An 11,365-nucleotide genomic window follows, 5' to 3' on the forward strand; every position below is an offset into this window, starting at 1 on the left:
AAAATTTATCTTATTTTTCTAATTTAATTGCTATTTTATAATAGAGAGTCCCATGCCGCCTAACTTTCATACCGACACCCCACTCGCCCAGCGTATGCGCCCAACGACGCTTGATGCCATTATTGGTCAAGAGCATTTATTAGCAAAAGGGGCACCGTTAAGACGCTTAGTGGAACAAGGACATCTGCCGTCGATTATTTTGCATGGCGAAGCAGGTATCGGCAAAACCACCATCGCCATGCTATTGGCTGATGCCGTTGGACGACCATTCCATGCGCTGTCTGCGCTAAATACTGGGGTGAAGCAACTGCGAGAAGTGCTAGAAAGCAAAGACTCTCTAAGCTTTGAGTCGCCGGTGGTATTTATCGATGAGATTCACCGTTTTAATAAAGCCCAGCAAGATGCGTTACTTGGCGCGGTAGAGTCTGGCGATATTACCTTGATTGGCGCGACGACTGAAAACCCTTCTTTTAGCGTCAATAACGCCCTGTTATCACGTTGCCAAGTATATCGCTTGGAGCCACTGACGCCTGAGCAAATTGCAGCAGTATTACAGCGGGCGCTCTCAGAAGATAATGTATTTAAAAAGTTGACTGTCGATTTGCAGGCGCAAGAAACCATCAGCCAATTGGCACATGGTGATGCGAGAAAGGCGCTAAACTTATTAGAGCTGGCGATTCAAACGGCTGACACCAACCAATCACCGCTCATCGTCGATGATGCTTTAGTCGCTCGTGTCGCCCAGACCGCGCTGGTGCGCTACGATAAAGATGGTGAGCAGCATTATGATATCGTCTCAGCGCTGATAAAGTCCGTACGCGGCTCCGATCCTGATGCAGCGCTGTACTGGATGGCGCGGATGTTGGTCGGTGGTGAGCCTGCTGATTTTATTGCGCGGCGCTTGGTCATTTTGGCCAGTGAGGACATCGGCAATGCTAACCCCAATGCGCTACTTCTCGCCGACGCTGCCTTGCGTAGTGTGCAATCTATCGGCATGCCCGAAGCGCGCATTATATTAGGCCAAGTGGTGGTCTATCTGGCGACCAGTGCCAAAAGCAACAGCACTTATAAAGCCATTAATGCGGCGATGAGTTTGGCAGAAAAAGATGCCTCACCTGTCCCGCTGCATCTGCGTAATGGCGTCACTAAGTTGATGCGCAATCAGGGCTATGGACAAGGTTATGTTTATCCGCACGACTATCCCAATCATTACTACGCTCAAAGCTACTTACCAGATAATTTGCTAGGCACAAGCTTTTATAAGTTTGCGGACAATCAGCGTGAACAACACAGCAAACAGTTTATGGATTGGCTAAAAAGCCAATCGGCAAGTAACGAATAAGCTCGATTGGTATTTATTATTGATAACACACATCACTGTTTTTGAGCTACTGAGCGATAGAGTTTAGAGATGAGGCAGCATGCTGGGGTGAAAAGCGTTAAAATGGCCTCATAACGATACAGATAGTCGGTTCAAAATAAAAGCGATACGATTGTAGTAAAGTAAATAGCACTGTATCGGTTTTAAAGTAAATCTACTATACAAGCCAATTGAGTGCTTGATTTTTATAGTAGCCAGCAGATTGCTTTGACCATGAGCCACTTTGCCTAACCGCAACAGCGCTTTGAGCAATCTACTGCTACAATAGACAAATAACATTTTATATCCCCAATCACACATATGTATTAGTACCATTCCCAAAAATCTGAGTAGCAAGGAAAACGAGTGTTAGTGCTACCTTTAGTAGACTAAGCGAGTTTGACACCGCTAATCGTATTTTTTGGGTTGGGTATAATAATAAAACATTGAGACTTACTATGAGTTTAGATACGATTCCTGAGATTATAGAAGACATTCGTGCTGGTAAAATGGTCATCTTGATGGATGATGAAGACCGCGAAAACGAAGGCGATATCATCATGGCGGCGACCCATGTGCGCCCAGAAGATATTAACTTTATGATTACCCATGCGCGTGGTTTGGTCTGCCTAACCTTATCGCAGGCACGTTGCCAGCAGCTGGCATTACCGCTGATGTCAGACCGCAATGAGGCAAAATTTAGCACCAACTTCACTGTGTCTATCGAAGCGGCCGAAGGCGTCACCACCGGTATCTCTGCCGCCGATCGCGCGCGTACTGTGCAGGCAGCTGTCTCCTCTTCGGCCAAACCTGAAGACATTGTTCAGCCGGGGCATATCTTCCCAATCATGGCACAAAACGGCGGCGTCCTGCATCGCGCTGGCCATACCGAAGCGGGCTGCGATTTGGCTCGACTGGCAGGCCTTGAGCCAGCAGCGGTGATTGTCGAAATTATCAATGCTGATGGTACGATGGCGCGCCGTGACGATTTAGAGATATTTGCCAAAGAACATGGTATTAAAATGGGTACGATTGCCGATCTTATCAATTATCGTATTGCCAATGAGCAGACGGTAGAAGAGATTGAGTCGCGTCCTTTTGAGACTGAACATGGCACCTTTACCCTGCATCGCTTCCGTGAGTTTGGTGCTGACGAGACGCATTTAGCTTTGGTCAAAGGGGATGTGAGCGAAGGCGTGAGTACCGTACGCGTGCATGGTTTCCACCCATTGCGTGATTTATTTGCTGCAAAAAATGACACGACAGGTCGTAGTGGCTGGAGTGTGCAATTAGCGTTGGAAGAAATTAGCGCCTCAGATCGCGGGGTTTTGGTGTGGATTGGTAATCATCAGCCGATTGATTTAGGCGAGGCGCTTGATAAAGCTTCTGATAATCAATCGATGTCAACGATTACCCAGCAACCTTATCGCAGCATCGGGGTTGGTGCTCAGATTTTACGCCATTTAGGGGTTCGAGATATGCGCTTGTTGTCATCGCCGATGAAGTTTTTTGCATTATCAGGCTTTGACCTAAACGTGGTCGATTTTGTTCACGCACCCAAACAAGACTAATATTTGATTGACTGTCTGATTCGATATCCATCATTTATGAAACGGCACGCTAATTTAACATTAGCGTGCCTTTTTTCGTTTATTCAATATTCATACCATTCATAAAAATTAGGATAGCAAGGCAAACGAGTACAAGTGCTACGCACTATAGACTAAACGAATTTGACACAGCTAATCGTACTTTTTGGGTTCGGTATCAGCTTTAAAGCTCAGGCGTATGACCCACTTCTGCTTCTAAAGTTAATAACCGCTCACGCTCCTCGTTTGTCCACGGCAATTTGTCCTTAGCATTACTCTCTAAACGCACTATAACTGCTTCAGCCGTCGCGACTATAGTTTCTTGAGCGCAGCTATAATAGCTATACTCCATGACTATACTGGTATTACCTAAGCGCTGACAGCGTACCCCTAATAATAACGTATCGGGATAGGTCACTGGGCGTAAGTATTGGCAACTTGATTGTGCCAATACCGTGACCATGCTGCCATCAAACATACCAAGCGCTCGTAAATAACCAATACGTGCTGACTCAGCGTAACGATAATAGACCACGTTATTGAGATGATTGAACGCATCCATTTCACCCCAATGAATGGGCTGGTGATGAATAACGGGATAATGCGCCAATTCATCAGGGCGAAGATTATCTGTGCTCTCTGCTGCTGAACCTGAATTATTTTTTAAATCCGTCATAATTTCCCTTTTTTTATATTTTATATATAGTCGATTCAATTTAAAAACGATACAGTGTATTAAAAACGAGACAGTGCGGTTGGGATGAATTTTTCGCAGACTCTGTCGGCGCAGGCACAGCACGCAAGGAAGATTTGTACCAACCGCACGGTGACATCAGCGTATTGATTTTATTTCGAAATGATTATATCAGCGCTGAGGTTTATCCAAAATCTGAGTGGTTAGCAATGCCGTTGGTTTTGGGGCATTGGTAATCAATTGATCCAACCAATCAACCACCTCTGAAATATCCTCGGGGGCTTGCGTTACTGCTAAGTTATTTACCAGATTTTTTGCATTTTTATCTGCTTTTTTGGTGGCTGTTGATGCGACTGACTCTGGCTTTTTGCGATTGCTAGCTGATAACGTATCATTGCTGGCTGATGACTTTGGCGCTAGTGTCTGTAGTTGTTTGCGCGCTTGGGTCAAATAGCTGATAAGTTGGTCGTGCTCACGCATATTGCTGGCTTGGCTCGCTAGATTCAGTGTCATAATAACTTCGTGAATCGTCAGCTGTCTACGGCTTAGACTGGTATTATCGTCGTTGGCTTTAACTGTTGTTGGCGTCTTTTTTTGCTCGCTGCTATTAATATTTATGGCACGCTCGTGGCTGTGCAAAAATTCTTGAATATTTTGAATGGCTAGGTTTTGTAGCTGCCAAGGACTGGGCTGAGAGCTTCTTGCCTGCAAGCGTTCAATGTCTTTGAGCAAGCCTTGTTTAATAACCACGGTTAATGCGGGAGATATCTCATTACCGCTTTGAGAAAGTTGCCAATGCAGTCCGCGCAACAAATCAATCGCGGCACTATCGTTATTGTCTGCCAACAATCTATCCACGGCTTGTATTTGAATACGCAACAAATCAAGCTGATTTTGCGCTTGGCTACTGGCTTTGGTAATCGGCTCAGGCAACGTCTGCTGGCTCATGGCAAACAAACGATCGTCCATCTCATTTAGACGGCTGACTACTTGTTCATTGCTATGCAAACGCTCATCGACACTATATTGAAAACGCTGCTGGCTGATATAAAGCCATAATAAAGCGGCTATAAGCAATAAAATAACCAACCATTGCAAGCGCAGCAATAAAATATTTGCTTGCCGGCGTTGCTGGACGGCAGCAGGATCCTCAGATAAAGGCTCAGAATTCATGGACATAAAGCGGTACCGTTATTGGTCAGTTTGAACGTATCAACAGCAATGAAGGACAGGTATAAAACACTAAACTTTAGCGTTGTAAGGTTTGGCGCTGATCGCAGCGAGAATGGTTTCTGGGGCCAAATCTTCTACACGCCAATAGCTCAATTGCTGCTCAGCGACGATATTGGCCAAGCGTTCACCAAGTACCACATACGCAAAATCGGTTAGTTTCAGTGCTGCACTGGATAGCTTATCACTATCTAAATTTTTTTCTAAAGCCTGTTCTGCGACTGTTTTAACGATACTTTCCCAATGCTCAAAAGCCGTACCACTACTCACAACGACGATTGGCTTTGACTGCTTCGATGGTGCTATGTCTTGTGTCAAGAAGCCTTGTAGCCATTGCTGGTATTGCGCCATCGCATCGACAGGCATGGTACGCTCATACCAAGCAATACTATCAATATGCACACCACGCGCCTGTAGCGTATCGACCAATAGTCGCCTGCCACCCAAACCGCGCCATACCAGCAGCTTATCACCTGCTTGTAGACTCTCAATCTCAGGCATTGCCAGCATCCCTTCATTATTGGCAACTTTAGGCTGGCGCACTTGGTAACTTGCCGGCTGTATTCTGGCATCATTTAACACCGCAGCGGTCGCTTCACCCACTGCAATAAGATGGCTTGGCGCCTTTACCTCTTTGGTTTCTGTATAGCGATGACTATCAATGCTATCTTGCGCACTCTGCTCACTTATAAGTGCTTGCCAAACCCCCAAACCCGAAGCCGCAGCGGTTGGACTGACGATAACCAGCGCCTTATAATCACCGGCTAGCCATTGACGCATCAGCACCATGTCTTGCTCAGTCGTTGGTCGCGACTGTAGTGCTAACATTGGCATCTCAACCACGGTCAGCCGTGCTGCTTGTAGATACTGCGTCAAAGGGGCTGCACGCTCCACTGGGCGAGTATTGATGACTATTGATGGTAGTAACGAATCTTGAGCAGTCGGTTGGTTGTTATGACTGAGTTTAACATGAGTTGATGATGACGTTGATGATGACATAGACATACCATGACAAATGGCTGATAGGATGGGCTTAACCATAGGCCCGCATCAATAATGACAAGGGGCTATTATGGTTAAGGCTATGATTAAAGAGCTAAAGGCATTTATGCGTTATTCAGGATGATAAATTGCTGCCAAGATAGCACCAGCGCCATCAGCGAGCAGCATTTTTGCGACATCGATACCCAGCTGATTGGCCTGCGCTTCTTGTTCCTCTTGTGTACCAACTAACGTCAAGCGTTTTTCTGATTTTAGTAGCTCGCTACCATCGGCTTGACCCACACGGCCGCGTAACCACAATACATTACCATTGTCGTTATTACCATTATCACCGTTGTCATCATTATTGGTACTCGTTTCATTCGCCATTTGCAACACGGCATAAGCGGCAATCGGCACTTGGCAGCCACCCTCTAGATGACGGTTTAGCGCACGCTCAGCGATAAGGCGAATACGGGCTTTGTCGTCATTAAGCGGTGCCAGTAGTTTTAACACCTCATCATCACCCTCACGACATTCGATCGCCAGCGCGCCTTGTCCAACTGCAGGCAAGCAGGCATTGATATCAAGCTCACCGCGAATCCGCTCATCCAGCTCGATACGCTGCAAACCACTGGTCGCTAAAATAATTGCATCATACTCGCCAGCATCCAACTTACCCAAGCGCGTACCGACGTTACCACGTAAAGTTTTGATTTGTAGGTCTGGGCGATAGGCTTTTATTTGACACTGACGACGCAAACTTGAGGTGCCAACCACCGCACCTTGAGGCAACTCATCGATATTATTGTAGGTGTTAGAGACGAAAGCATCGGTTGGTGAGGCGCGTTTGCAATACACACCAAGCGTCAACCCTTCAGGGAGCTGCATCGGTACGTCTTTTAAGGAGTGCACCGCGATATCTGCCTGCTTACTATATAGTGCTTGCTCAAGCTCTTTGACAAACAAACCCTTACCACCGATTTTGGCCAATGGGGTGTCCAAAATCTTGTCACCTTTAGTGACAATTTTTAGCAAGTTGATCGTCAACTCAGGATACATCTCTAGTAGACGGTCACGAATGTGCTCAGCTTGCCATAGTGCCAAAGGGCTCTGGCGCGTTGCAATATTTAAAGTAGTCAATGCGGATTGCTGCGGATTGCTCATAAAAGGCCTCGGTAAAGTCAATATTATTATAAATTTGATACTATGATGGTAGTGCCTATAGCGTCAGTGCTAAAGGCTCAGCACGAAACACGACTGACGGCTTGCCATAAAAGAGGGGCGATACAATTCATTTATGGTTCATGCTGACGCAAAAAAATACCCCTATTTAAGCATAAATAAGGGTGTGATGATATGGGATGATTATTGCGCTATAAAAACAGCGCGTTACATGCTTTGAATCTTATCGCGTAACGCTGGCAAGTGACGACGACTAACGGCTAATGTCTCCTCAATGCCTTTAAAGCGAATTTGATATTGTCCCGCATCTAAGGTCTCTAAAAAATCCAAGAAACTTAGATTGATAATCGCATTGCGATGCACACGGAATAGACGGTCTTCAAACTCTTGTTCAAGCTCTTTTAGGGTTTCATCGATGAGCACAATGCCGTCTTTGTGGCGTACTTTGACATACTTTTGATCGGCAGTAAGATAATAGATATCTTTGAGTTTAATCAGCTCTACACCGCGGTGAGTGCGAGCAGCGATATGTTCACGCACTGGCCGCGCCGTTGGGTTTTCAAGCTTACGTATTTCATTTAATTGCGCCGCGTTTAAATTTTTTGCTTTATCTAGCGCCTCTAACAACTCGTCTTTGTTTGCAGGCTTCAATAAATAACCAATGGCGTTGGCTTTTAGGGCAGCAATCGCATAATGATCGTAAGCTGTCACAAATATAATCGCTGGTGGATGCTCAAGTTGAGCAAGCTCTTGGGCACAGCGCACACCATCCATCTCAGGCATGCGAATGTCCAACAATATAATATCAGGCTGCTCGGTTTTTACAGCGATGATGGCTTCTGCGCCTGTTGTCGCTTGCGCAACCACTTGATGACCTGACTCCTGTACGATTCTAACCAAACGCTCACGCGCTAGTGGCTCATCATCACAAACTACAATACGCATGCAAACTCCCATCCCAGGATATACTTAGGATTTGTTGATAGTCTTTCAAATATAGTAGCATTCATTATCATGCTATTAGAGTAAGAACCTTTAATTATTAAATGCAGCGATAACTAACTGTATCCACGCCTGCAACGAAAGGTATATTCACTGTCATGGTCTTGATACCATACCTTTATTTGGCAGCGTCTATTTAAGGTCTCTCTTTTATAGTCAATCATGGCCAAATATGACACAAATAATCATAGAGGGCATGGTGTAATGAATATACTGCAATAAATATGCCACGCTTATATATTTAACGAAAGCGTAGCAAATATTATACACCAACGTCTTGGAGCGGATAGTCGATGATGGTAACAATCTGAGTACTGCTTACCGTACTTTGAATGTCAGCACTTTGACCAAAATAAGAGCGTAAACGCTCCGCTTGGATATTAAAATTCATGTGCTTGCGCAAATCATGGTTAACAATTAAGGTTTTTTTGGGCAGTTCGACATCAATCGTAATCGTAACTCGATGCTGCTGCCACGTCACATTGATATTGATAGATATCATTTCAGTGGTCATCTCAACCACGTTAAGCAGCATTTTTTCGATCACACTTTGTAATGTCAGCGCGGTAATAACCATGTCATACATAATGTCTTCATTGGGCAATTGCCAGCTCACATCAAGCTTGTCTGCCAAACGGCTAGATTCGATGGCCAAATAATGCTCGCAAAGGGCAACCTCTTCTTCAAAGCTAATCTCACGCGCGCCCATGAAGCTGGCACGGAATAGTGCAGAAACGTGTTGTAATAACTCAGCAGCACGGGATGGATTGGTTTCAATTAGTGACATTAAGGTATTAATGGTATTAAAGAAAAAATGCGGCGCAATACGAGCTTTAATCACATCGTTTTGTGCGATTAATTTGTTCTCAAACGATTGCTTCAGTGCATTCATCTCACGATAACGACGTAGGAAGAATAGCAAAGCCGCAACGGTAAACCCCGCGGTAATCAGCGTATGAAATGCAATCGCTGAAATAAGAAAATAAAAACTTTGATTAAACCAGCCAAAGTTCATCATAATCAGTAAGACTAAAGTGATGGTTACGGCTGTAGCGGTTGTTAATATTAGCAAAACATACAAGCTAACCGTCGTTATGGACAGGCGCTTAAAGATAGGGCGAAGATAGTCAATTAAATAAAAGGAAGGTATCAGTGCGAGTGAGGTTTGAACGAATCTCGCTATAAACTTGATCATAAACTGTGTTTGATTCGGTACGCTATGGCGATCAATAATCGCCACAAATAGCGACCAAAAAAAGATCGCAAGCAACCATTGCCAAGGTTTCATGATCTCCATGAGCTTGGGCATAAAAAACTCTAAGCGCTCCGCTAGTAAGGCAACCTCATCCTTTGCTATACTTGAGTTCTTATTCTGCTGACTTGTCTTGTAATGATATGAATGCCAATTCTTCAAACCCTAGTAATCCCGAATCAAATGTAAACGCCTCTGTCTCTGATTCTAGCACAGATGCCTCAATAACAAATAACGCTGCACAAAACAACCCTAGAAGCAGTCCTTCAAACAGCCAAGGCCAGCAGATGTGGGGCGGACGTTTTAGCGAAGCGACGGATAGCTTTGTCGCCGCCTTTACCGCATCCGTGGGCTTCGACCAACGCTTTGCGCGTCACGATATCGAGGGCTCGATTGCTCACGCGACCATGCTCAAAGAATGCGATATCTTAACCGCTGATGACGTTGCGACCATTATAGATGGTCTCGAGCAAGTATTGGCTGAGATTGAAGCGGGTGAATTCAACTGGTCCATCCAGCTTGAAGACGTGCATATGAACGTCGAATCGCGCTTGACCGATATAGTCGGCGCGGTGGGCAAAAAGCTGCATACCGGTCGTAGCCGTAACGATCAAGTCGCGACCGACATCCGTCTTTGGTTGCGTGAAGAAACCGACAATATCATTGCATTGCTGGTACGCTTGCAAAGTGGCTTGCTCGATTTAGCCGAGCAACATACTGATACCATTATGCCGGGCTTTACCCATTTGCAAACCGCACAACCAGTCAGTTTCGGTCACCATGTCATGGCATGGTTTGAGATGCTGTATCGCGATACTGAACGTCTGGTTGATGCGCGTCGCCGTATCAATCAATTACCTCTCGGTAGTGCTGCCCTTGCTGGTACGACCTTCCCGATTGACCGTACCATTACCGCTGAACTGTTAGGGTTCGAAGGTATTTGCCAAAACTCACTCGATGCCGTCTCCGACCGTGACTTTGCGATCGAATTCACCTCAGCGGCGTCTATTTTGATGATGCATATGTCACGCATGAGCGAAGAGATCATTCTTTGGATGTCGGCGCAGTTTAACTTTGTGCAAATCCCCGATCGCTTCTGTACCGGCTCATCGATCATGCCGCAAAAGAAAAACCCTGATGTGCCAGAGTTGGTGCGTGGTAAAGCGGCTCGCGTCTTTGGGCAGTTAATGACGCTATTAAGTCTAATGAAAAGCCAGCCGCTTGCTTATAATAAAGACAACCAAGAAGACAAAGAGCCATTGTTTGACTGCGTTGATACCTTGACCGGTTCGCTTCTAGCGTTTGCGGATATGCTACCGAATATCACCCCCAATAAAGAAAATATGCGTGCTGCGACTATGAAAGGCTATGCGACCGCGACTGATTTGGCCGATTATTTAGTACGCAATGGGGTGGCTTTCCGCGATGCTCATGAAGTGGTCGGTAACGCTGTCGCCTTAGGTATTAAAGAAGGCGTTGATTTGAGTGATTTGTCACTGGCACAGCTACAGCAATTTAGCGATGCGATTGGCGAAGACGTATTCGAGTATCTAACATTAGAAGGCTCATTAGCAGCGCGTGACCATTTAGGTGGTACAGCGCCTAATCAAGTGAAGCAAGCGGTAGTTAACGGTCGTGCGCGCTTAAAAGTTTTTGCTTAATTTTAAAATACCAATCTTTAAAACACCCGCCATCGCTGCGGGTGTTTTTTATGGATGAATGCGTTAAGATAAGGCATCTATTTATACTTATAATAAGGAACGTATCATGACCGAGACCTTTAATCCTCAAGCCAATACCGTATTTTGCCGCAAATATAAACAAGAACTGCCAAAAATGCCACATCCACCCTTCCCTAATAAAAAAGGGCAAGAGCTACAAGAAACCGTCTCTGACAAAGCATGGAAAGAATGGCTTGAGCAGCAAACCATGCTGATTAACGAAAACCATCTCAGTATGCTCGATCCTGAAGCCAAAAAATTCTTAACCGAGCAACGCGATAAGTTTTTGGATAACGAAGACTATGAACGCGCGCAAGGCTGGACGCCAGAGAATAAATAAAGGCGATAGAT

10 protein-coding genes are annotated in these 11,365 nt (G+C 45.3%); 4 read left to right on the plus strand and 6 right to left on the minus strand.

What is annotated here, in order from left to right; all coding sequences use genetic code 11:
- The first annotated feature begins 52 nt into the window (after window positions 1-52).
- Entirely contained in the window at window positions 53-1,342 is a 1,290-nt protein-coding gene (locus tag ACT3TU_RS12400) for a replication-associated recombination protein A (RefSeq protein WP_444784433.1), read from the plus strand.
- A gap of 476 nt (window positions 1,343-1,818) precedes the next feature.
- Window positions 1,819-2,931: a bifunctional 3,4-dihydroxy-2-butanone-4-phosphate synthase/GTP cyclohydrolase II gene (gene ribBA, locus ACT3TU_RS12405; protein WP_192524216.1), complete on the plus strand. Its 1,113-nt coding sequence runs from the start codon at window positions 1,819-1,821 to the stop codon at window positions 2,929-2,931.
- 202 nt (window positions 2,932-3,133) lie between these two features.
- Here ribBA and ACT3TU_RS12410 read toward each other — a convergent pair whose 3' ends face one another.
- The 6 genes from ACT3TU_RS12410 to ACT3TU_RS12435 all read right to left on the minus strand — a co-directional run bounded on the left by ACT3TU_RS12410 (window position 3,134) and on the right by ACT3TU_RS12435 (window position 9,350).
- On the minus strand, window positions 3,134-3,625 hold the full coding sequence (locus ACT3TU_RS12410; protein WP_192524215.1) for an acyl-CoA thioesterase: 492 nt from the start codon (window positions 3,623-3,625) through the stop codon (window positions 3,134-3,136).
- 189 nt (window positions 3,626-3,814) lie between these two features.
- A complete protein-coding gene (locus tag ACT3TU_RS12415; RefSeq protein ID WP_444784434.1) occupies window positions 3,815-4,822 on the minus strand; it encodes a hypothetical protein in 1,008 nt (335 codons plus the stop codon).
- Window positions 4,823-4,885: 63 nt separating this feature from the next.
- The gene (locus ACT3TU_RS12420; RefSeq protein ID WP_444784435.1) at window positions 4,886-5,872 is read right to left on the minus strand and encodes a uroporphyrinogen-III synthase; all 987 of its coding nucleotides are present in this window, start codon (window positions 5,870-5,872) and stop codon (window positions 4,886-4,888) included.
- A gap of 114 nt (window positions 5,873-5,986) precedes the next feature.
- On the minus strand, window positions 5,987-7,021 hold the full coding sequence (hemC, locus tag ACT3TU_RS12425; RefSeq protein ID WP_444784436.1) for a hydroxymethylbilane synthase: 1,035 nt from the start codon (window positions 7,019-7,021) through the stop codon (window positions 5,987-5,989).
- A 225-nt stretch (window positions 7,022-7,246) separates the two neighbouring features.
- Window positions 7,247-7,984, minus strand: a complete 738-nt coding sequence (locus tag ACT3TU_RS12430) for a LytR/AlgR family response regulator transcription factor (RefSeq protein WP_444784437.1) — start codon at window positions 7,982-7,984, stop codon at window positions 7,247-7,249.
- Between the two features lie 319 nt (window positions 7,985-8,303).
- Complete coding sequence (locus ACT3TU_RS12435; protein ID WP_444784438.1) at window positions 8,304-9,350, minus strand: histidine kinase; 1,047 nt, start codon at window positions 9,348-9,350, stop codon at window positions 8,304-8,306.
- Window positions 9,351-9,580: 230 nt separating this feature from the next.
- On the opposite strand from ACT3TU_RS12435, the gene argH reads away from it, so the two are divergent.
- Both argH and ACT3TU_RS12445 read left to right on the plus strand, forming a co-directional pair.
- Window positions 9,581-10,954 (plus strand): argininosuccinate lyase, encoded by a 1,374-nt coding sequence (gene argH, locus ACT3TU_RS12440; protein ID WP_444784439.1) that lies wholly within the window; start codon window positions 9,581-9,583, stop codon window positions 10,952-10,954.
- A 106-nt stretch (window positions 10,955-11,060) separates the two neighbouring features.
- Window positions 11,061-11,354, plus strand: a complete 294-nt coding sequence (locus ACT3TU_RS12445) for an oxidative damage protection protein (RefSeq protein WP_192524210.1) — start codon at window positions 11,061-11,063, stop codon at window positions 11,352-11,354.
- Window positions 11,355-11,365 lie beyond the last annotated feature (11 nt).

The organism is Psychrobacter sp. AOP3-A1-26 (genome assembly GCF_052378235.1).
Lineage (GTDB): Bacteria > Pseudomonadota > Gammaproteobacteria > Pseudomonadales > Moraxellaceae > Psychrobacter.

Excerpts from the sequence above, each read along its gene's own strand:
- argH (WP_444784439.1), top strand. The coding sequence starts at position 9,581 with ATGTGGGGCGGACGTTTTAGCGAAGCGACGGATAGCTTTGTCGCCGCC.
- ACT3TU_RS12415 (WP_444784434.1), bottom strand. The coding sequence starts at position 4,822 with ATGTCCATGAATTCTGAGCCTTTATCTGAGGATCCTGCTGCCGTCCAG.
- ACT3TU_RS12400 (WP_444784433.1), top strand. The coding sequence starts at position 53 with ATGCCGCCTAACTTTCATACCGACACCCCACTCGCCCAGCGTATGCGC.
- ACT3TU_RS12445 (WP_192524210.1), top strand. The coding sequence starts at position 11,061 with ATGACCGAGACCTTTAATCCTCAAGCCAATACCGTATTTTGCCGCAAA.
- ACT3TU_RS12410 (WP_192524215.1), bottom strand. The coding sequence starts at position 3,625 with ATGACGGATTTAAAAAATAATTCAGGTTCAGCAGCAGAGAGCACAGAT.
- ACT3TU_RS12430 (WP_444784437.1), bottom strand. The coding sequence starts at position 7,984 with ATGCGTATTGTAGTTTGTGATGATGAGCCACTAGCGCGTGAGCGTTTG.
- ACT3TU_RS12420 (WP_444784435.1), bottom strand. The coding sequence starts at position 5,872 with ATGTCATCATCAACGTCATCATCAACTCATGTTAAACTCAGTCATAAC.
- ACT3TU_RS12435 (WP_444784438.1), bottom strand. The coding sequence starts at position 9,350 with ATGCCCAAGCTCATGGAGATCATGAAACCTTGGCAATGGTTGCTTGCG.
- ribBA (WP_192524216.1), top strand. The coding sequence starts at position 1,819 with ATGAGTTTAGATACGATTCCTGAGATTATAGAAGACATTCGTGCTGGT.
- hemC (WP_444784436.1), bottom strand. The coding sequence starts at position 7,021 with ATGAGCAATCCGCAGCAATCCGCATTGACTACTTTAAATATTGCAACG.